This is a genomic window from uncultured Sneathiella sp. (assembly GCF_963973085.1).
Taxonomy (GTDB): domain Bacteria; phylum Pseudomonadota; class Alphaproteobacteria; order Sneathiellales; family Sneathiellaceae; genus Sneathiella.
On record NZ_CAXAXA010000001.1, the window covers coordinates 394,442 to 415,863 of the forward strand.

Annotated in this window: 20 protein-coding genes; 9 read left to right on the forward strand and 11 right to left on the reverse strand. The window is 58.2% G+C overall.

Annotated features, from left to right (window positions below):
• Positions 1–74: 74 nt before the first annotated feature.
• From AACZ19_RS01835 to AACZ19_RS01860, 6 genes are read left to right on the forward strand one after another with little or no spacing between them, the layout of a single operon-like run.
• On the forward strand, positions 75–1,001 hold the full coding sequence (locus AACZ19_RS01835; protein ID WP_339630573.1) for a histone deacetylase family protein: 927 nt from the start codon (positions 75–77) through the stop codon (positions 999–1,001).
• A gap of 31 nt (positions 1,002–1,032) precedes the next feature.
• Complete coding sequence (locus tag AACZ19_RS01840; RefSeq protein WP_339630575.1) at positions 1,033–1,290, forward strand: exodeoxyribonuclease VII small subunit; 258 nt, start codon at positions 1,033–1,035, stop codon at positions 1,288–1,290.
• A 30-nt stretch (positions 1,291–1,320) separates the two neighbouring features.
• Positions 1,321–2,211, forward strand: a complete 891-nt coding sequence (locus AACZ19_RS01845) for a polyprenyl synthetase family protein (protein ID WP_339630577.1) — start codon at positions 1,321–1,323, stop codon at positions 2,209–2,211.
• Positions 2,212–2,226: 15 nt separating this feature from the next.
• Positions 2,227–4,152, forward strand: coding sequence for a 1-deoxy-D-xylulose-5-phosphate synthase (dxs, locus tag AACZ19_RS01850; RefSeq protein WP_339630579.1), 1,926 nt, complete (start codon positions 2,227–2,229; stop codon positions 4,150–4,152).
• 9 nt (positions 4,153–4,161) lie between these two features.
• Positions 4,162–4,908, forward strand: coding sequence for a TlyA family RNA methyltransferase (locus tag AACZ19_RS01855; RefSeq protein WP_339630580.1), 747 nt, complete (start codon positions 4,162–4,164; stop codon positions 4,906–4,908).
• Complete coding sequence (locus AACZ19_RS01860) at positions 4,898–6,157, forward strand: hypothetical protein (RefSeq protein ID WP_339630582.1); 1,260 nt, start codon at positions 4,898–4,900, stop codon at positions 6,155–6,157. The genes AACZ19_RS01855 and AACZ19_RS01860 overlap by 11 nt, the downstream gene beginning before the upstream one ends.
• Before the next feature lie 5 nt (positions 6,158–6,162).
• On the opposite strand, the gene AACZ19_RS01865 is transcribed toward AACZ19_RS01860, so the two are convergent.
• Positions 6,163–7,497 carry a hypothetical protein gene (locus AACZ19_RS01865; protein WP_339630584.1) on the reverse strand — a complete coding sequence of 445 codons (1,335 nt, stop codon included), beginning with the start codon at positions 7,495–7,497 and terminating at the stop codon, positions 6,163–6,165.
• Positions 7,498–7,668: 171 nt separating this feature from the next.
• Between AACZ19_RS01865 and AACZ19_RS01870 the strand changes: the two genes are divergently transcribed.
• Positions 7,669–7,914 (forward strand): sulfurtransferase TusA family protein, encoded by a 246-nt coding sequence (locus tag AACZ19_RS01870; RefSeq protein WP_339630586.1) that lies wholly within the window; start codon positions 7,669–7,671, stop codon positions 7,912–7,914.
• On the opposite strand, the gene AACZ19_RS01875 is transcribed toward AACZ19_RS01870, so the two are convergent.
• From AACZ19_RS01875 to AACZ19_RS01885, 3 genes are all read right to left on the reverse strand, one after another.
• Positions 7,911–9,101 (reverse strand): mechanosensitive ion channel family protein, encoded by a 1,191-nt coding sequence (locus AACZ19_RS01875; RefSeq protein ID WP_339630588.1) that lies wholly within the window; start codon positions 9,099–9,101, stop codon positions 7,911–7,913. The two genes, AACZ19_RS01870 and AACZ19_RS01875, sit on opposite strands and share 4 nt — an antisense overlap.
• Positions 9,102–9,209: 108 nt before the next feature.
• Positions 9,210–10,250 carry a low specificity L-threonine aldolase gene (locus AACZ19_RS01880; RefSeq protein WP_339630591.1) on the reverse strand — a complete coding sequence of 347 codons (1,041 nt, stop codon included), beginning with the start codon at positions 10,248–10,250 and terminating at the stop codon, positions 9,210–9,212.
• Between the two features lie 59 nt (positions 10,251–10,309).
• Complete coding sequence (locus tag AACZ19_RS01885) at positions 10,310–10,705, reverse strand: hypothetical protein (protein ID WP_339630593.1); 396 nt, start codon at positions 10,703–10,705, stop codon at positions 10,310–10,312.
• Between the two features lie 41 nt (positions 10,706–10,746).
• Here AACZ19_RS01885 and AACZ19_RS01890 point away from each other — a divergent pair, with 41 nt between their 5' ends.
• Entirely contained in the window at positions 10,747–11,718 is a 972-nt protein-coding gene (locus AACZ19_RS01890) for an RluA family pseudouridine synthase (RefSeq protein WP_339630595.1), read from the forward strand.
• 117 nt (positions 11,719–11,835) lie between these two features.
• A complete protein-coding gene (gene rpoH, locus AACZ19_RS01895; protein WP_339630597.1) occupies positions 11,836–12,714 on the forward strand; it encodes an RNA polymerase sigma factor RpoH in 879 nt (292 codons plus the stop codon).
• A gap of 69 nt (positions 12,715–12,783) precedes the next feature.
• Here the strand turns inward: rpoH and AACZ19_RS01900 are convergent, their stop codons facing one another.
• From AACZ19_RS01900 to AACZ19_RS01930, 7 genes are all read right to left on the reverse strand, one after another.
• Positions 12,784–13,143 (reverse strand): antibiotic biosynthesis monooxygenase, encoded by a 360-nt coding sequence (locus AACZ19_RS01900; RefSeq protein WP_339630599.1) that lies wholly within the window; start codon positions 13,141–13,143, stop codon positions 12,784–12,786.
• A 101-nt stretch (positions 13,144–13,244) separates the two neighbouring features.
• Positions 13,245–13,742, reverse strand: a complete 498-nt coding sequence (locus AACZ19_RS01905) for a hypothetical protein (protein ID WP_339630601.1) — start codon at positions 13,740–13,742, stop codon at positions 13,245–13,247.
• Positions 13,743–13,746: 4 nt separating this feature from the next.
• The gene (locus AACZ19_RS01910; RefSeq protein ID WP_339630603.1) at positions 13,747–15,795 is read right to left on the reverse strand and encodes a hypothetical protein; all 2,049 of its coding nucleotides are present in this window, start codon (positions 15,793–15,795) and stop codon (positions 13,747–13,749) included.
• Positions 15,796–15,901: 106 nt separating this feature from the next.
• A complete protein-coding gene (locus AACZ19_RS01915; protein WP_339630604.1) occupies positions 15,902–17,200 on the reverse strand; it encodes an adenylosuccinate synthase in 1,299 nt (432 codons plus the stop codon).
• A 29-nt stretch (positions 17,201–17,229) separates the two neighbouring features.
• Positions 17,230–18,369 carry an ATP phosphoribosyltransferase regulatory subunit gene (locus AACZ19_RS01920; protein ID WP_339630606.1) on the reverse strand — a complete coding sequence of 380 codons (1,140 nt, stop codon included), beginning with the start codon at positions 18,367–18,369 and terminating at the stop codon, positions 17,230–17,232.
• A 119-nt stretch (positions 18,370–18,488) separates the two neighbouring features.
• Positions 18,489–20,066: a phosphoglycerate dehydrogenase gene (serA, locus tag AACZ19_RS01925; RefSeq protein WP_339630608.1), complete on the reverse strand. Its 1,578-nt coding sequence runs from the start codon at positions 20,064–20,066 to the stop codon at positions 18,489–18,491.
• 22 nt (positions 20,067–20,088) lie between these two features.
• Positions 20,089–21,258: a phosphoserine transaminase gene (locus AACZ19_RS01930; RefSeq protein WP_339630609.1), complete on the reverse strand. Its 1,170-nt coding sequence runs from the start codon at positions 21,256–21,258 to the stop codon at positions 20,089–20,091.
• Positions 21,259–21,422: the final 164 nt, after the last annotated feature.

The following is a 21,422-nucleotide window of genomic DNA, read 5'->3' on the forward strand; positions in this document are numbered from 1 at the left end:
ATTGCTTGAAAAGCAACAAAAAAATCTGCACATACTATAAATTGATCACATCAGGAAAACGGGACGAAGCCAGCATGACGACCTATCTTTTCACCCATCGGGATTGCCTGTTTCACGACACCGGTACCGGGCATCCGGAACGGGCCGATCGGTTGCGTACTGTCCTGCATCAGCTGGATCTGGAAAATTTTCCGATGCTGGAACGCCGCGATGCTCCGATGGCGACGCGCGAACAGCTTGCCCTCGCCCATACACCGGCCCATCTCGATCTGATCGCGGCCCGGGCACCACAGGCGGGAATCATCAATCTCGATCCGGATACCTTCATGTCGCCGGGCTCCGAAAATGCGGCGTTGCGAGCCACGGGCGCGGTGATCGCCGCCGTTGACGCGGTGATGGAACAGCCGGACACAAACGCCTTCTGTGCCACGCGGCCGCCCGGACATCACGCCGAAGCCGATCGCGCCATGGGCTTCTGCCTATATAACAATATCGCCATCGGCGCCATTTACGCGCGGGAGAAATACGGGCTTGAGCGGGTGGCGGTCGTCGATTTCGACGTGCATCACGGCAACGGGACACAGGATATTTTCGAGGCCGACGCCAGTCTTTTCTACGCCTCCTCCCATCAGGCGCCCTTTTATCCGGGCACCGGCGCGGCCAGCGAGTCCGGAGTCGGGAATATCGTCAATGTTCCGCTGCCAGCGGGAGCTGGTTCAGCCGAGTTTCGCGCTGCCTATGATGACGTAATTTTTCCGGCTCTCGCCCGCTTCGATCCGCAGATTCTTCTTGTTTCAGCGGGTTTCGACGCCCACGAAAAGGACCCGCTCGCCAACCTTAACCTGACCGGAGCGGATTACAGCTGGATATCGGAAAAGCTGATGGCAGTTGCGGACAAGCATTGTGAGGGGCGTCTCGTCTCGGTTCTGGAAGGCGGCTATGACCTTGAAGGGCTGGCAGAGGGGGTCGACGCCCATGTGAAAGCGTTGCTCCGAGCCTAAGAGAAAGGTATAAGGTGGCAAAGGAGAAATCATGTCTGAAAAGAATAGTCAGGAAATCCCTGCAGATATCGCCAAGATGAGCTTCGAGGAAGCCTTGCAGGAACTGGAACAGATCGTCGAAAAGCTCGATTCCGGGCAGGTCGATCTCGATCAGTCGATTGATATCTATACCCGCGGCTCGCTGCTGAAACAGCATTGCGAGGGCAAGCTCCGCAGCGCACAGGAGCGTGTGGACAAGATCGTCGGCAAGAACGGTAACCTGTCGGTCGAACCGGCGAACATTGAATAGACATGCATATCCCGGATTTGAGATAGCAACATGGAAAGTGATTTCGCCAAGGCTCTCCGTCAGACGGCAGACCTGATGGATCGGGAGCTACGTGAGTTCCTGCCCCTGAATGAAGGACTGGAACAGCGGCTCTATGAGGCCATGCGCTATGCCGTCCTCTCCGGCGGCAAGCGGCTGCGCGCCTTTCTGGTGATCCAGGCTGCCGATCTGTTCGCCGTGCCGCGGTTGCATTCGACGCGGGTCGCCTCGGCGCTTGAGATTGTCCACAGCTATTCCCTCATCCATGATGACCTGCCCTGCATGGATGACGATGACCTGCGCCGCGGCAAGCCGACGGTGCATAAGGAATTCGATGAGGCGACGGCGGTTCTCGCGGGCGATGCGCTGCAATCCCTCGCCTTTGAGATTTTAGGTGATGCTAAAACCCATTCTTCGGCGGAAGTCCGGGTTCAGCTGGTCGCGAAGCTTTCCCGCGCCATTGGCGTGCGGGGCATGGCGGGCGGTCAGGCAATGGATATCTATGCGGAGCAGGATGTCATCGATATCCTGACCATTACCCGCCTGCAACGGCTCAAGACCGGGGCGCTGATCTCCTTCGCCTGCGAGGCAGGCGCCATACTCGGTCATGCCTCGCCGCCGCAAGCGCAGGCCCTAAAGGCCTATGCCCATGATTTAGGGCTGGCCTTTCAGATTGCAGATGACATATTGGATACGGAAGGCAGTCCGGAGGAACTGGGCAAGGCGACCGGCAAGGACGACGCCGCAGGCAAGGTCACTTTCGTTTCCCTGATGGGACTGGAGGAAGCGCGGGTCCATGCCGGCATGCTGGTTGACCAGGCGATCGCCCATCTGGATAACTTCGGACCGAAGGCGGACCTGCTGCGCGACGCGGCACGCTTCACGATTGAACGACGCAATTGAGTACGGGTGAGTAAAGTGACAAAAAGACCGGAGACCCCCTTACTGGACACAATCGCATATCCGAAGGACATGCGGGACCTGACCCTGCCTGAACTAGTGGAACTCGCCGACGAACTCCGGCAGGAGACGATCGATGCGGTCTCGGTCACCGGCGGGCATCTCGGTGCCGGGCTGGGCGTGGTCGAACTGACCGTGGCGCTGCATCATGTCTTCAATACGCCCGAGGACCGGCTGATCTGGGATGTCGGGCATCAATGCTATCCACACAAGATCCTCACTGGGCGGCGGGACCGTATCCGCACTCTGCGCCAGCCGGACGGCCTGTCCGGCTTCACCAAGCGCGCCGAGAGTGAGTATGACCCCTTCGGTGCGGCACATTCCTCGACCTCGATTTCCGCCGGGCTTGGCATGGCGGTCGGGCGTGATCTGCAGGGGCGCGAGAACAATGTGGTGTCGGTTATCGGCGACGGCGCCCTGAGTGCGGGCATGGCCTATGAAGCGATGAACAACGCTGGCGCCATGGATGCGCGCCAGATTGTTATTCTCAATGATAACGACATGTCTATCGCACCGCCCGTGGGCGCCATGAGCGCCTATCTCTCCCGACTCCTGTCTGGCAAACCCTACCGTAACCTTCGGGAGCTGGCCAAACAGGTCGCCTCCCTCCTGCCGGATCCTCTGGAACGCACGGCCCGGCGGGCGGAGGAATTCGCGCGCGGCATGATGACCGGCGGCACCCTGTTCGAGGAACTGGGATTTTACTATGTCGGACCGATTGACGGCCACAACCTCGAGCATCTGATCCCGGTTCTGAAAAATGCGCGGGACTCAAAATACGGGCCGATCCTCATCCATTGCGTGACACAAAAGGGCAAGGGCTATCCTCCGGCGGAAGAAGCGGCGGACAAGTACCACGGTGTTTCCAAGTTCGACGTGATCACCGGCGCCCAGGCGAAAGCGACACCGAACGCCCCCTCCTACACCAAGGTGTTTGCCCAGAGCCTGATGTCAGAGGCCCGCAAGGACGATAAAATCGTCGCCGTGACCGCCGCCATGCCCGACGGAACCGGCCTTGATCAGTTCGCCGGTGAATTCGCCGACCGCTGCTTCGATGTCGGCATCGCCGAACAGCATGCGGTGACGTTTGCGGCCGGTATGGCAACAGAGGGCCTGAAACCGTTCGTTGCCATCTATTCCACCTTCCTGCAGCGCGCCTATGACCAGGTCGTTCATGATGTCGCGATCCAGAACCTGCCCGTGCGCTTCGCGCTGGACCGGGCCGGACTTGTTGGCGCCGACGGCGCGACCCATGCCGGAAGTTTCGATATCACCTATCTCGCCACCCTGCCCAACATGATGGTCATGGCCCCGGCAGACGAGGCGGAGTTGAAACACATGGTCGCGACCGCCGCCGCCTATGACACGGGACCCTGCGCCTTCCGCTATCCGCGCGGTGAAGGCGTCGGCGTCGAAATGCCGGAAGACGGCGAAATCCTTGAAATCGGCAAGGGGCGCGTTATCAAGCAGGGCTACAAGGTCGCCATTCTCTCTTTTGGCACGCGGCTGAAAGAAAGCCTCCTCGCGGCGGAGGAACTGGAGGCGAAAGGCATTTCCACCACCGTGGCCGATGCCCGCTTCTGCAAGCCGCTCGACAAAGAGCTAGTTAAGAAACTGGCAACACATCACGATGTCCTGATTACGGTGGAAGAAGGGTCCGTTGGCGGTTTCGGCAGCCATGTGATGCAATTCCTCGCTCTCAATGGCCTGCTCGATGACGGACTGAGGGTCCGCCCGCTCTGCATGAAGGATATCTTCATCGATCAGAACAAGATCGACGACATGTATGAACAGGCCGGTCTGAGCAAGAGGCATATTGTGGCGACAGCCCTGTCCGCGCTCGGAGTGGAAACGGCATCGGCGCAAAACCGCTCTGCCCTCTAGACCCGCCCCATGACCGACACTCCGCAACGGCTTGATCTGGCGCTGGTAGACCGCGATCTCGTCAAAAGCCGCGCAAAAGCGCAGGGTCTGATCGCGGACGGCCGGGTTTCTATCGATGGCACGGTCACGACAAAACCAACCCGCAAGGTTACTTCCGAAATGGAGATCACGGTAACGATGCCCGAGATTGACTGGGTCGGGCGCGGTGCGCACAAGCTGATCCGCGCCCTCGATCATTTCAATGTTGATCCGGCCAATTGCATCGCCGCCGATATCGGCGCCTCCACCGGCGGATTTTGTCAGGTCCTGCTGGAACGCGGCGCGACGCGGGTTTATGCCGTCGATGTCGGCCATGGCCAGCTTGATCCAAGAGTTGCGGAAGATGGCCGCATTATCAATCTTGAAAAAACAAATGCGCGAGACCTCTCGGCGGCGCTGATCCCGGAACCGCTCGATCTTATCGTCGCGGATGTCAGCTTCATCTCCCTGAAGAAAGCACTGCCCGCCGCGCTTCTACTTGCCGCGCCCGGCGCGCATCTGCTCGCCCTCGTCAAACCGCAGTTTGAGGTGGGAAAAGGCAACGTGGGCAAGGGTGGCATCGTCCGCGATGAGGCGCTGGTCAAGCGTGTCCCCACTGAAATGGAAAGCTGGATCAATGCGCTCCCCGGCTGGCGGTCCCTCGGTGTGATCGACAGCCCGATTGCGGGATCGGACGGCAACCGGGAATTCCTGATGGGAGCGCGTTATGGCGGTTGAGCTTGTTATTGATCATATCGGCGCGAGCGGTGACGGCGTCGCCACCCAGAACGGCCAAACCTTTTATGTTCCCTTCACCGCGCCCGGCGATCGGATAATTGCGACCCCGACAGAAGCCCGCGGCAAGGGTCAGGCCGCGACGCTGGAAGAAATGATTGCGCCCGGCCCGGACCGCATCAAACCCGCCTGCCGCCATTTCGAAACCTGTGGCGGCTGCGCGCTGCAACATCTGCCACCGGAGTTCACCGCCGAGTGGAAACGGCAGAAGATTATCGAAAGCCTCTCGATGGCCGGGATTACAGAGGCGGAGATTCTGCCGACTCTCACCAGCCCGTCGGGAAGCCGACGCCGGGTCGAGTTCATCGCCGCCAAACGCAAGAAAGGCGTGATGATCGGTTTTCGCCTGCGCCGCAGCCACCAGATTTTTGATGTCGGCGACTGTCCCCTGCTCGCGCCCGGCCTGCTCGCGCTGATCAAGCCGCTCCGGGCGATGCTGCCTGCCGTCCTGCCGCGCAATAGCACGGCGAAAGTCATGGCGACAATGACGAACAACGGCCCCGATCTGGTGATCACCGCAGACACCGAACTCGATCTCGGGATGCGCGAAGTGCTCGCAGCCTTCACCGCTGAAAATATGCTTGCCCGGCTATCCTGGCGGCAAGGCTCAAACAGGCCCCCTGAAGTCGTCTCGGCGCGCCTGTCGGCCGACATATCGCTCGCCGGAGTGGATGTCACCCTGCCCCCTGGCGGCTTTCTGCAGGCCAGCGAGGACGGAGAACGCACTCTCGCCGCCTTTGCGACAGAGGCCTTGGTGGGCGCCGGGCATAATGTCGATCTCTTTGCCGGGGTCGGCAGTTTCACCTTCCCCCTTGCGGATAGCGCGCGCATTCATGCGGTGGAAGGCGATGCGGAACTCGCGGGCGGCCTGCAGGCGGCGGCAAATCGGGCCATTCGCCCGATCACGACTGAGACACGCGACCTCTTCCACCGTCCGTTGCTCGTAGATGAGCTGAACAAGTATGACGGGCTGCTGTTCGATCCGCCGCGCGCCGGAGCGAAGGCGCAGGCGGAGGAAATTGCAAAAAGCGAGATACCGACCGTTGTCGCCATCTCCTGTAATCCGGTGACCTTCGCCCGCGATGTCGCCCTGCTAATCGACGGGGGATACAGCCTCGGACCGGTCCGCCCGGTGGATCAGTTTCTCTGGTCGCCGCATATCGAGATGGCGGCGGTCCTCCGGCGGCAATAGTCGGATTAATTGGGCAGAGTAAAGGGTTTCGCCGGGTTCGGCTGAACGGCACCAAAAATCGGTCCGCTTACATAGTCGATCTTCATCTTAAAGGCCGAGCGGGCGAGTGCGTCGTTGTCCAGCGATCGCCAGATGCATTTCTTCCCGTTTTCCCGCGCCCGCCGAAACAGGGTCTCTATCTCTGACATTTCCAGGCTTTCATGACCGGCCAGTGTCATCGCTATGATTGGCAGATCGCGAATGGCGGCGAAATCCGTCCAGTGCGGCCCAACCTCGAAGGTGAAGCCGAGAACGAGTTGGCGCAGGGACGTGAAAATCTGGCGATAACGGCTGTTAGGTACGCCGGATGCAATATCCTGCACATTAAGGATCAGATGTCGCTCCGTATAGCGCGGAAGGGAGGCGAGAATGCGGGCGTATTTGCTGCGGAAATAGCTGTTGGCCAGCGTCTCGAAATGAACGGTGAGGAAGATGACCGGCTTGTTGCCGGGACCGCCCAGCTTTTCAAGCACCGTACCGACCTCCCGGAGGATCACGCAGTCCATTTCCGCCCGGAGGCGCGGCGAGCCATTAAACAGTGGATCATCCTCGGTGACATCCTCCTTCTCGCCTTCCGTATCGGTCATGCTGACCGCTTCATACAGGCCGACAAAGCCCTTGTGGCGGTTGATGAGCGGCCGAAAGCGCACATTCAGCTCGGTTTCCCGCTCCTGAAAGCAGCGCGATTCCCGCTCTTTCGCCTTGCCGATGGCCTCGCGAAAGCATTTGACCAGTCCCTCGAGAGAGCGGATCTTGTCGAGGCCGTCAAAATCCCCGATCTCCAGCATCGCCGCCTCGACCGAGATCAACTCCCCGCCCGGCAACTCACCGAATAGTTTGTTCACAAGGTCCTGCGCGATGGTTTTCGATTTTTCCAGCGCCTGTTCCCGGGTTGCGTCGGCGAACAGCAACGCGAAATGCCCTTCATCCAGCGGCACGAAAATGTCGTGGCGGCCAAGCTTGCGGCTGATGAACGAGTCGGCGATTTCCATCACATTATGTTTGATCTGGCCCCATTGCTCGGCATATTGCGCCTTCACTTCGTCGAGGCCGATTATCTGGATACTGCCGGTGATAAGGTTTTCAAGGGCTTCGCGGTAAGTCTTGCCAAAGGGTCTTAAGAAACCGGTTGCTTCGCCAATTTCATAATGCTGCACGGTCGCGGCCTCGGACCCCGGCTTTTTAGGCTCGGATTGTCTGCCCTGATTGAAGTAGTCGGGGTTGATTTCCGACCGATGCCCGATTTCGTTTCGCATCTCCACCTTGTCTTTTACTGTTGCCACTAAATTCCTGAAATTCATGGGACAGTCCCTAACCTTAAATTTTGGCAGAATAGAGTGTAGAAAAGGTTAATTCGATGACCGGGCGACAGGGCGAAGCGAGCGGAAAATCGCCGGTTGCGCCGATGCCAGAGGACGGTTATTTTGCGGAGCAGCCGGCGCGCGTTCATTTTGGCCGGAATGAAGGAAAAAATGGCAGAAACTCCGCATTTTCTAGACACGTCCGGCCTGAATTGCCCGCTCCCGGTGCTGAAGGCCAGAAAGGCGCTCAAATCCCTGAAAGAGGGGGAGCGGCTCAGGGTGGTCGCGACCGATCCGGCGTCCGTCATCGACTTCCGCCATTTCTGCCATGTCAGCGGCTATATCCTTGAAAAAGAAACGAAAACCGATACCGAATTCGAGTATGTCATCGTCAAGACAGCGGCAACCGCGTCTTAACGTCCCTCATCCCCGTAGCCCTCGCCAGACGCTTCTGTCCCCTCACTGCCCTTAGACTCACCCGGCGGCAAAAAGGGATCCGGCTCATCGGCGCCAACACCGCGGTAAATCGACATGGACGGAAAGGCGAAGCCGGTCCCCGCCTGCTCGACAATGCCCTTGATGGCATAGGCGAAATCCTGCTTGATATCGAGCCAGTCGCCCCATTTCGTTGTCTTGGTGAAGCAATAGATCATGATATCGATGCTGCTGGCGTTAAAACTGTCGGTGACGACGAACATGGTCGCCTCCTCGGGCTGGGCGAAGTCGCTATTGCCGATCAGGTATTTCCGGATTTTATCCGTAATTTCCTGTAGTTGCGCAACACTCGTCGAATATTCGACACCAATTTTCCAGTAAATCCGGCGATGGGTCATCTCGGTGAAGTTGGTGACGGCACGGTCGGCAAAGGTCGCGTTCGGCACGATGGAGAGCGCCTTGTCGAAACGCCTGATCATGGTGGAGCGGAAACCGATTTTCTCGACAATCCCTTCGACCACACCGTCAACCAGCACCCAGTCTCCTGCCTTGAAGCGCTTCTCCGCCAGGATGAGAAAGCCGCTGATCAGGTTCTTGAACAAATCCTGCGCGCCAAGTGCAACGGCAACGCCGACAATGCCAAAACCGGCGATAACCGGCCCGACCTCGATCCCCCAGAGCTGCAACACCGTCGCCGCGCCAAGGCCGACGACAAGCCCCTTCATGATCTTGACGAGGAAATTGACCATCTCGGTCGAGAATATCTCCTCCAGCTTGCCGAGCAGGAAGGTCAGCGGACTGATGATGCAGTAGAGGCCCCAGAAAAGATTGAAAACGATCAGGGAGCGGATGATTCTGCCCGTCGCGGCCGTAAATTCCGCGTCATCGCCGAAGCCAGGAAGTTCCAGCGCGAAATAAACACCAACCACCACCGGGATAAAGCGGATGGGGCCGCGCAACGAAAGGACAAGCTGATCGTTGATCTTGCTGTCCGACTTCTGGGCATAATAGATGACACGGTTGATCACGAACCGGGTGAATATCCCGCGCACCAGCAGCGCCAGCAGAATGATCCCGAGGGCCGTGATCAGGGAGCTGAAATCAATGCCCTGATACCCGTAGTTCCAGACCTCTTTAACGATTTCCCAAAAATCCCGGATGTTGTTCACGTTCCGCCTATCCTGTTATTCGCATATCAAAATCCCTGCCCTGAATAACGAGTGACGCGCGCGAAAGCAAACATTGAGACACATTTTCTGTCCCGCCGACCGCTGAAATCAGGCGATCACTTTCAGCAGGTGATCGATATCCTGCTCACTTGTATTCCAGGACGTGACCAACCGAACCTCCGCGTCTTCATCCCTGCCGTTGCGGTAATACAGAATGTTGGAAACGGCCAGGCATTCCAGCGCCACCTCCGGTAGCTTCGCGAAAATAATGTTGGCTTCAACGGGATAGAGAACTTCGGCACCATTCTGCCGGGAGACACCCTCCGCGAGCCGCACGGCCATCTTATTGGCATGACCGGCAAGGTTGAGCCAGAGATTATCGGTCAGATAGCCATCGAGTTGGGCCGAAAGATAGCGCATCTTCGAGAAAAGATGCGCGCCGCGCTTGCGCCGGAATTCAAACTCCTGCGCCTTGTCCATATCGAAGAAAACAACGGCCTCGGCGCCCATCGCCCCATTCTTTGTCGCTCCGAAAGAGAGTACATCCACCCCGGCGCGCCAGGTGATATCGGCCGGCGCGCATCCCAGGAATTCCACGGCGTTGGCAAAACGCGCGCCGTCCATATGCACACAGAGGTGACGCTTGTGTCCAACGATGGCAATCTCGGCGATTTCATCGGGCCGGTAGACTGTGCCGCATTCCGTTGCCTGGGTCAGGGAAATGGCAGCGGGCTGCACATGATGGACATTGCCGCCACCAGCGCCCGCGATGACCTTTTCGAGTTCCTCCGCCTTCAGCTTGCCGCCCTCGCCCGCCAGCGGAACAAGTTTCGCGCCGCCGGTAAAGAATTCCGGCGCGCCGCATTCGTCCTTGTCGATATGAGCGAGCTGATGGCAGTAGATGGCGCCATAGGGCGGCACCAGAGCACTGAGGCCCAGTGAATTGGCGGCAGTTCCCGTGGCGACCGGAAAAGCCCGAAGGTCGCAGTCGAATATGCATTTCAGTTTCTCCTCGACCCCCTTTGTCAGCAAGTCGTTCCCATAGCTGAGAACCGGACCGGTGTTTGCCTTCTGAATCGCGGACAGGATCTGTGGCGCAACCGGGGCCGCGTTATCGCTTGCAAAATTAACAACCGGGACATTTTTCAAAACACGACCTCTTCGTGGGTTTATCTCATCGCCATGGGCAGGATATTCTTACATGCAGGTTACTGGATACCGTCTTTCTCCAGATTGAAACTGCCAAGGACTTTTCCGTCATTCAGCCGGATCACCAGAATGAGCCGGGCGGCCCCCTCTGTCCCGAGCGTGATGAACAACCGCTCCGGACCCGGTGAGAGACTGATCACGTCCATATCATCGGGAATGGGCAGGCGGATATCGCCAAAGGCCGCGACATCAGACCCCTTTCCCCTGTTTATTTCCGCCTCTTGCGCCATTTTCGGCTCGTCTATCAGGGAATCGGTTTCCGTTGCTGTCAGGCGCATAAATATGGTAACGCCTATGATGCCGGCAAACAGGACGATCAGAAATCCGAGAATCCCGACAATCCATTTCAGCAAGGTAAGATTTGGGCCGGGCTCCGGGTCTGTCTGATCTGACATGGTTACGCCTTATATGTTTACGAACAATTCTGGTTCATTTTATGCCATTTATTGAGGGCCTACATCAAGTTGAAGTTTTGGCAGGCAACGACGGCGCCCGGCTTGACCGGTTGCTGGCAGGCGCCCTTGCGGACCTCTCACGGAGTCGGATCAAGCCGCTGATCAAGGACGGCCTGGTGACCCTTGACGGGACCGCCGTAACTGATCCCTCGCGCCGGGTCCGAACAGGACAGATTTATATGGTGACGGTGCCGGACGCCGTGGAAAGCGAGCCGGAACCTGAAAACATCCCGCTGGACATCCTCTTCGAGGACGAGCATCTGATCGTTCTTAATAAACCGGCGGGGATGGTGGTGCATCCGGCGGCGGGGAACCGGTCCGGCACACTGGTCAACGCCCTGCTCCATCACTGCCGCGACAGCCTGTCCGGAATTGGCGGCGTGAAGCGTCCCGGCATCGTCCACCGGATCGACAAGGACACCAGCGGCCTGATGGTCGCGGCGAAGAATGACGCGGCGCATCAAGGACTTGCTGCGCTTTTCGCCGCCCATGATATCGAGCGGCGATACCGCGCCGTCGTCTGGGGGCGACTGTATCCGGCTCAAGGCGAAATCCGGGAAAGCATCGGCCGCGATCCGCATAACCGAAAACGCATGGCCGTGGTCACACAGGGCGGCAAATCGGCCGCAACCCGATACCGGCTGGAGGAGAACTTCGCCGATATCGCGGGACTGGTCAGTTGTGAGCTTGAAACCGGACGGACCCATCAGATCCGCGTGCATATGGCCCATATCGGCCATGCGCTTGTCGGCGATCCGCTTTACAGCCGCGCCAAGCGCAACCGCATCAGCAAACTGCCCGAAAACAGGCAGGAAATCATCCATGCCTTCTCCCGTCAGGCCCTGCATGCCGAAATTCTCGGTTTTGTGCACCCCGTCACAGACAAGCGCTTGATATTTGAGATAGATTTACCATCTGATATGAGGGGTCTGGTCGCGGCATTGAGGGGGTAAAACCCAAGTTTGTGACCAAGAACAGACCTTGAGTAGGCAGGAAATGAATCCGGGCCCGGTTTTTGAGCGTCTTGTACGGCGAAAATCGGGTGCCATGAAAAAGAGAGGGTCCTGAATATGACTACATCAACATTACCCGTATTAACGCCGGAAGGCGGTCTCTCACGCTACCTTCAGGAAATCCGCAAATTCCCCATGCTTGAGCAGTCAGAGGAATATATGCTCGCAAAGGCGTGGAAGGATCACAACGATACGGAGGCCGCGCATAAAATGGTGACGAGCCACCTCCGGCTGGTCGCGAAAATTGCCATGGGCTACCGCGGTTACGGCCTGCCGATCGCCGAGCTTATCTCGGAGGGCAATGTCGGCATGATGCAGGCAGTCAAGCGGTTTGAGCCGGAAAAAGGTTTCCGCCTGTCCACTTACGCCATGTGGTGGATCCGGGCAGCGATACAAGAATACATCCTGCGCACATGGTCCCTTGTGAAAATGGGGACAACTGCAGCACAGAAAAAGCTGTTCTTCAACCTTCGCAAGATCAAGGGACAGATTGAGGCCATTGATGAAGGCGACATGACGTCGGAGCAGGTCAAGACCATCTCCAAGAAACTCGGCGTGTCCGAGGATGAGGTGATCAACATGAACCGCCGTCTGACCGCGCCGGACCATAGCCTCAACGCCCCGATGCGCGCCGAGAGCGAAGGCGAATGGATGGACTGGCTTGAGGATGATACGCCAAACCAGGAAACGGTTTACGCCGAAAGCGAGGAGCTGAAAAGCCGCCGCGCCATGCTGGAAACCGCGATGGAGGTTCTCAATGAACGTGAACGCCATATCCTGACTGAACGGCGCCTTCGCGATGAGCCGCTCACCTTGGAAGAGCTGAGCCAGGAATATGACATCAGCCGAGAACGGGTTCGCCAGATTGAAGTCCGCGCCTTCGAGAAGCTACAACGGGCGATGAAATCGAAAGTGATGGAAGAGCGGCTGAACTAAACCCGCCAACGACATGAAAAAGGCGCCTGCCCTCAACGGCGGCGCCTTTTTCACGACCGGAACCGGGCTTTAGCGAGAAAAACCGCCGACAGCCGGCATATGGACTGCGCCGAGACGCGATAGCCCCTTCAGGACATTATCTGACGGATCGCCATAGACGGTCATCAGTTTCGGTGTGAGCACCTCCATAAAACGGCCTGCGAACTTGCTGCCAAAATTCCCCATATGGATAAGGGCCGCGTCGGAATCCTTAAACCTCTCAAGGATATGGCAGGTTTTCTTGTCCTCGCTCACGGACCATTCATAGTTGAGCGCATCGGGCTCGTCGGCCTTCGTCGCGTCCACCATTTCCGTCATCAGCTTTTCGAAATTTTCATATTCCCCGGGTTTGATCTCCAGCTGGAATATCCAGTACACATGCCCTGTCATTATTCTTCTTTCCTTTATTGACTATGCGAGCCGAGACTATGCCGAAACTGCCGCCGCATTTCCAGTGCAAAAGAAGAGAAATAAAGAGAGAGAGACCGCCGCTAGCGGCCCGCTTGCGAGTATTCTTTCATGTCGGTAACGAATTGTCCGCCCCATTCCTCGACAAGCTTGCTGCGCTGCTTTTCCAGCTTGGCAATATTGGCTTTCGCCTGCAGCTCATACGCAGAGAACACGACAATCGGAACGGCCCAGGCAAGGAAAACAGCTATCCCGGCGCCGCCAAACATGGAAAGCCACATATAAACATCGGACAGAAGCTTGAACGCCTCCCGGAAGGTCTGCCCCCGCTCCCACAGAATGCCAATTACCGGAATGATGCCTGCCAGATTGAAGGCCAGCATCGCCGCCAAAGCGCCGGTGCGCTCCGTTTTCAGCAGGATCGCCACCAGGCTCGGGATCATCCCTACGATCAGGATCAGCATCGTCGGCGGCGCAAATACCAGTCCCAGACCGGAAAAAACCATCACCCAGAAAAGCGCGATATTTTTCCCCGCACTACTATCGACTGCCTTCGCTGGTTGTTTTGCCTCTTTTGCCATGTCGCTATCCGATAAAGTAAAGGGCCGAAACGACCATGCTGGTCACCAGGGACGTAATCGCCAGAACCGATGTGATCCACGCGCCATACCGGTCGGCGGCATTTCGCCGCTGCTCCGTCCCGTTCGCTAGATACGTCGCCATCCGGTCCGCATTGCCCGCTGCAGCGAGCGCCCCCTGATACTCCTTGGCATCGGCGGCGAGTTGTCGTTCAATATCTGTCGCCCTCAACAACTCAGGAAGCGATCCGCTCTTTTTTGCGACCTGGAATCGCTGGTTAACAACCTCTCGGCGCAGGCGTGACATGATTTTCCCGAATACCGGTTTCAAAGTTTCTTCCGCCCATCGACAGAACCCCGGCAGCGGCGCCGGATGGGTCGCGGACTGCAATCGCGCAAAGAGTTTCAGTTCGATGATGGCATGGTCCGCGCTCCCGGGTGCACTGCCCGACATCGGTAGCAGAAACTGGTCAATACCCTTTGTTTTTGACGCAATGAAACCAGCCGCATGGCGATCAAACGGGTTCGCCTGCCCATTGGCGGAAACCATTTTTTTCTCCGCAACCTCAATGAATTCCCGGACGTTCCTCACATGATGTCCGAGCACGAGCGGGCTGAGGCACGGGGTATGCCGATTCAGCTCGTAAAGACATCTTTCCAATCCAAAACCGGGGTCCTTCTTCCGTCTCATATGCTCCTTGCAGGAGAGAACCTCGTCCTCGCTTATCCGATCAAGGCGCCGTCCATTGCTGCCGCCGGTTTGATCGGAGACGATATTGAGCAGTAGGCCGCTTTCAAAAAGCTCACCCAGAGTCTTCTTCAATTCCATATCGTCTTTATGAAAGGCCCAGAGCACCAGGCTTCCAAGGCCACCCAACGAAAAGGAGACATTGTTGAACCAGAAGGGCCCCTCCGGATCCAGCAGATAGGTCGCCTGGGCAACGGCGGTTGTGGCATTTCGTTTGTGGCGATTTGATCCGCCACTGGATTCGCTTTGGATACGGGAGATCTTGGTTGTCGTTTCCTCCTCCCTGAGCGCGCTTTTCACCCATTTCGCCAACTGGCCGTTTTTGACCAATTCCAGGGCCGCCATCGGTTTTGCCCGCATCGCCTGTGCCAGAAGACGGGGCGAGTTATACTCCTCTTCCCCGAAGGCCAGCTTGCTGAACCCCCGCCGGTCGCCACGCCCGCGACGCGGTGTCTCCTTTATCTTGTCCCGCCAGTCAACCAGCATTTCCGTGGTCCAGCGCGCCTGCACATCATCCTGCAATAAACCCGCAAGTAGGTCGCTGATACGCTGTGATAAGGTCAGGCCCTCGGTCAGGAAGGCGAAACTGCCGTTCTTGACTTTACCCGCAAAAATCTCGTCTGCGCTCATGTCCGCCGCCGGCAGCGCGCCGCCCAGCAGATGGACGATCAGGACACCGACCGCATAAATATCGTCCGCCGCGACCCCTTCGCCCCGGGCCATAGGATGCGCCATTGCATTTTCCAGCGTCTCGTAGACCACCGGCTGACCGGACCCCGGCGCCGAGGTGATCGCCTCGCCCAACACGACCTCTTGCCGTGCCTCATCCGCGAAAAAAAGATTGTCCGCATGTATTCCCCGGTGGGTTATCTTCACTTTATGGAGCGCCGCAAGGCATTGAGAGACCGGAGACAGGACCTGATCGAATATCTCTTTCTCCGTGACCGGACCGTTGGCCGCGTTAAAGAAAAGACCACCACGCGGCATATCGAAAACCGAGACATACCGGATATCCGTTTCTGAAAAGGGAACCGTCCCGCGTGCCAGAAACTCTATCATCCCCGGAATAAGGCTTTCGCTCATCCGCTCCGCCAGTCGTTGCCGGATCATGCTATAAGGATTTGAAATAACGCCGAAATATTCGGCGCTCGGATTCTGCGTGTCAAATGCCTGAACCGCCTGATTCTCGCCGCTTCCGAGAAAATCGAGACGCCGCGCCAGATCAATCCGGAAACGATCTCGCAGCACCGCATTATGGCCTTGGGCCACCGGTTCTGTCTCGCTTTCCATTGTCTCGGCAAGGCTCATCGCACGTCACATCGGTCCATCTGGTTAAAATCAGGACCCGATTGTCGCAATTGCGCGTTAAAATGGGGTTAAGTTCAGCCTTTGGCGAATGCGATCATCCCGCGTCCTAGTCTTCAAACGGATCGCGGACGAGAATGGTGTCTTCACGTTCCGGGCTGGTGGAGAGAAGCGCGACCGGCGCCTCGATCAGTTCCTCGACATGGCGGATGTATTTCACCGCCTCAGCGGGGAGGTCGGCCCAGCTGCGCGCGCCAAAGGTGCTGTCGCTCCAGCCTTCCATGGTCTCGTAAATTGGCTTGACCGCCGCCTGATCGGCCATGTTCGAGGGGAAATAATCGATTTCCTTGCCGTTCAGCTCATACCCGACGCAGATTTTAAGCTCGTCCATGCCATCCAGCACATCCAGCTTGGTCAGCGCAATCCCGGTAATGCCGCCGGTCTTCACCGTCTGGCGGACCATCACCGCATCGAACCAGCCACAGCGGCGCTTGCGCCCGGTGACAACGCCGAATTCCTTGCCGCGCTTGCCCAACCCCTCGCCAACCTCATCAAATAATTCCGTCGGAAACGGCCCTTCCCCGACCCGTGTCGTATAGGCCTTGGTGATGCCGAGAACGAAGTTGATTGAGGACGGGCCAACGCCGCTGCCGACCGCCGCCTGTCCGGCCAGCGTATTGGAAGAGGTGACGAACGGATAAGTGCCATGGTCATTATCCAGCATCGCCCCTTGCGCGCCTTCGAACAGGACACGCTTGCGCGCCTTCTTCGCCTCATCCAGGCGGCGCCAGACGATGTCTGAAAATTCCAGCACTTTCGGTGCAATTTCAATGAGTTGTGCGAGTAACTTGTCACCGTCCACCAGCTCCGCGCCCATCCCCTTGCGGAGCGCATTATGGTGATCAAGCAGGGTCGAGATTTTGCGTTTCAGCAGCGCCTCATCGGTCAGGTCACAGACACGGATGGCGCGGCGGGCGGCCTTGTCCTCATAGGCCGGGCCGATACCGCGGCGGGTCGTACCGATCTTGACGGCGGAATTCGAAACCGCATCCTCTCGCAGCGCATCCAGTTCCCCATGCAGCGGCAGGATCAGCGTCGCATTCTCGGCAATCTTAAGCGTCTCATGATCGACGGTCACACCCTGTGCGCGCACAGTCTCGATTTCCTTCACCAGCGCCCAGGGGTCGACGACAACGCCGTTACCGATCACCGATACCTTGCCGCCGCGGACGATACCGGAGGGCAGCAGGCTGAGTTTATAAACCTTACCGTCGACAACGAGAGTATGGCCCGCGTTATGGCCGCCCTGAAAGCGCACAACCACATCGGCGCGCTGGGACAGCCAGTCAACAATCTTGCCCTTGCCCTCGTCACCCCATTGGGAGCCAACCACCGCTACGTTCGCCATAATCCTGTATCCTTGAATGCTTGTCTATGTCAGGAGAGTTTTTTGACGCCGTCGGCGCCGAAGAGATGTCCACAATGGAGGCGCCTGGCCTCCGCCTCGATATCCTGTTCCGGGGCCAGCCCCGCCACGGTTTTCCAGCCTTCCTGACGCAAGCCGTATCCCGCCTCAAGGGAGGTGCCGAAGGGCAGATACAGCCGGTCGTCGGTCACTTTGCGGGGCACCGCCCGCATCAGACTGTCGAGGAAAAGCGTAAAGCCGGAGGCATGTTCCCCGTCCATCAACAGATAACGTCCGCCCCGGCCAAGCTCCCCGCGTACACCGCGGGCAAAGACTGTAAAGCTGAGCCCCGTCTGATATTCGAAGCCGCGATACTCGCCGGGATCAATAGTGAGGGTAAGCTCCGGCGCGGCATTTTCCAGCTGTTCGACCACGCGTTTCAGCCCTTCCACCTGCGCCGCGCTCTCGGGCGGCAGGGAGAGAGCGTCAAGCGCAGCAATCGCCTGCTTTGCCGGACCTGACGCTTTCAGCAGGGCAATCAGGTTTGTTGACAGGGGCGTTTCAAAGTCGGCCAGCAACGCCGCGTCCTTGTGGTCGAGGGCAGCACGGGCGGATTGCGCGGTCTCCTCATCAATCTTCAGCTCGTTGCACAGGGTCGGCACCAAAGTCGGCAAGGTCAGGTCGATCGAGAATTTTTTGATCTCCAGCGCCTTCAGCGCCTCCGCTGCGAGCAGGATCAGCTCCGCATCCGCAGCGGTCTCGGCGGGGCCGATGAGTTCCACCCCGGCCTGCGCGAACTGCCGTTCCGGCCTGAGCTGGGTACCGTGTACGCGCAGGACCTGCCCGGCATAGGACAGGCGCAAGGGGCGCGGGTCCTGCTTCATGCGGGTCGTGGCAACGCGGGCGATCTGCAACGTCATATCCGTGCGGATGCCCATCATGCGGTGCGATGCCGGATCCATCACCCGGAACATTTTCGAGGCAAGCGCTGCCCCGGCACCTTCCAGGAGATGCTCTTCGAATTCAATCAGGGGGGGCTTTACCTGCTGATAGCCATTGCTCGCAAAAACCTCCATCAGGGTACGGTTGATGCGGGCCTCACGCGCAGCCGCGGGCGGGAGCATATCTGCCAAACCGGCGGGCAGCAGGCCTTTTTCGGAATAGTCATTCATTACGTGGGCCTATAAAGCATATTTCCCCGTCGTCGCCAACAGGAACAGCAAAAAAGCGGCACTTTTTGAGCGCCGCTTTTCCGAAGTCGCCCGAAGGCGTTCTATTTCGCCATTACCGCCTAGAATTTAAGCGGCTTCACCTGCGCCACATGCGGCAACTTGCACACATTTTCAAGCGTTGCGAGCGAGAGTTCCGAATCTATCTCGATCAGGGCAATCGCCTCGCCTTCCTGCTTGTGACGGCCAAGATGGAAGGTCGCGATATTGACCCCGGCATCGCCCAGAACCGACCCCAGCGCCCCGATGAAGCCCGGCTTGTCCTGGTTCGTAACATAGAGCATATGAGGGCCGATTTCCGCCTCCATATTGATGCCCTTGATGCTGACGATGCGCGGCCGGTTGTCTCCGAACAGGGTGCCTGCGATATCGCGCGTCTGATGCTCCGTCGTGATCGAGAGGCGGATCAGGGTCTGGTAATCCTCCTCCCGGTCATTGAAGCTCTCCGTGACATCAATCCCGCGTTCCTTCGCGACCAGCGGTGCATTGACCATATTGATGGTATCAAGCAACGGGCTCAGAAGTCCCTGTATGATGATCGAGGTGAGCGGCTTGGTATTCAGGCTTGCCGCCGCCCCTTCATACTCGATGCGGACAGACTTGATGCCGCTTTCCGTCACCTGCCCGGCAAAGCTGCCAAGCTGGGCGGCGAGTTCCATATAGGGTTTCAGCTTCGGCGCTTCCTCCGCCGTGACGGACGGCATGTTGAGCGCATTGGTGACGGAGCCGACCAGAAGATAATCGGACATCTGCTCGGCCACCTGGATAGCGACATTGACCTGCGCCTCATCGGTGGAGGCACCGAGATGCGGCGTCGTCACCACATTTTCCAGACCGAAAAGGATGTTTTCCTTTGCCGGTTCCTCGACAAATACGTCCAGTGCCGCGCCCGCCACATGGCCGCTTTCCAGAGCAGCTTTCAGGTCTTCCTCAACCACAAGGCCGCCGCGTGCGCAGTTGATGATCCGCACACCCGGTTTCATCTTGGCAATATTCGTCGCGTTGATGATATTGCGGGTGCTGTCGGTTATCGGCGTATGAAGCGAGATATAATCAGCGCGGGCAAAGAGATCATCGAGATCCATCTTCTCGACCCCGAGTTCTATTGCCCGTTCCGGCGACAGGTAAGGATCGTAAGCGGCGACTTTCATCTTGAGGCCGACAGCGCGATCCGCGACGATGGAACCGATGTTACCGCAACCGATAACACCAAGCGTCTTGCCGTAGAGCTCGACCCCCATGAACTTCGATTTCTCCCATTTTCCGGCCTGGGTGGAGGCATTTGCCGCCGGGATATGGCGCGAGAGGGAGAACATCATGGCGATGGCATGCTCGGCGGTGGTGATGGCATTGCCGAACGGCGTATTCATCACGCAGATACCGGCCGCCGTTGCCGATGGGATATCCACATTATCGACCCCGATACCGGCGCGGCCGATGACTTTCAGGTTGCTTGCCGCCGCAATAATCTCGGCGGTTGCCTTGGTGGCGGAGCGGACGGCAAGGCCGTCATACTCGCCGATGCAGGCTTTCAGCTCTTCCGGCGTCATGCCGGGTTTTTCATCTACTTCCACGCCACGATCGCGGAAAATTTCCGCAGCGCGCGGGCTCATCTTGTCAGAGATAAGGACTTTGACCATTATATCGATCCTTCGTTCAGGATTATTTCTGGAATGTGTTTTTAAGTGTCGCGTAGCCCCAGTCGAGCCAGGGCATCAATGCTTCAAGATCGGCTTTCTCCACCGTTGCGCCCGCCCAGATCCGAAGACCCGCCGGAGCGTCACGGTAATGCCCGATATCAAGCGCCGCGCCCTCTTTTTCGAGGATCGCAACAAGCTCTTTCGCCGCCTTTGGCTGATCGTCCGCGGCCAGCGCGGTGAACCAGTCATCGGTGATCTTGAGACAGACCGACGTGGTGGAACGGATCGCCGGATCGCTTGCCAGATAATCGACCCAGCCGGTTTTCGCAACCCAGTCGGAGATTACCTTCGCATTGGCCTCCGTGCGGGCAATCATGCCCTTGCCGCCGCCAATGCTTTCCGCCCAGGAAAGGGCGTCCAGCGCATCCTCGACCGCCAGCATGGAGGGGGTATTGATCGTCTCCCCCTTGAAGATACCATCAATGAGCTTGCCGCCCTTGGTCATGCGGAAGACCTTCGGGAGCGGCCATTCAGGTGTATGGCTTTCCAGTCGCTCGACCGCGCGCGGGCTCAAAACCAGCATGCCATGGGCCGCCTCCCCGCCCAGCACTTTCTGCCAGGACCAGGTCACAACATCGAGTTTTTCCCACGGCATCTCCATCGCGAACACGGCGGAGGTCGCATCGCAAATGGCGAGACCGTCGCGGGCTTCCGAAATCCAGTCGCCATTCGGCACACGCACGCCGGAGGTGGTGCCATTCCAGGTGAAGACGACATCGCGGGACCAATCGGTCGCGGCAAGGTCGGGAATTTCGCCATATTCGGCGGTGATCACCTCGGCATCCTTGAGCTTCAGCTGCTTGACAACATCGGTTGCCCAGCCGGAGCCGAAACTTTCCCACGCCAGCATGGTGACGGGGCGTGCGCCCAGCATCGACCACAGCGCCATCTCGACGGCGCCGGTGTCCGAGCCCGGCACGATACCGACCTTATAGTCATCGGGAATACCCAGAAGCGCGCGTTGCCGGTCGATCACGGCTTTCAGCCTGGCCTTGCCCTCGCTCGCGCGATGAGACCGGCCAAGAAACGCATTTTCAAGATTTTGGAGGGACCATCCGGGGCGCTTTGCGCAAGGGCCGGATGAAAACATAGGAGAGTTAGGGCGTCTCTCCGGACGCAATACTTCTGTCATAATAAACTAAACCTTCCAGTCTAGAGCATCCCGGTGGGGGGATGTGGCCCGCCGTTCATAGACAAAATTTCAAAAGGGAAGTCAACCGCTATTTTTGCACTGCGGCATAATGACGTCCAAATAGACCCAATTGTCACAACGACAATAAATTGCTGGCCTTCCGC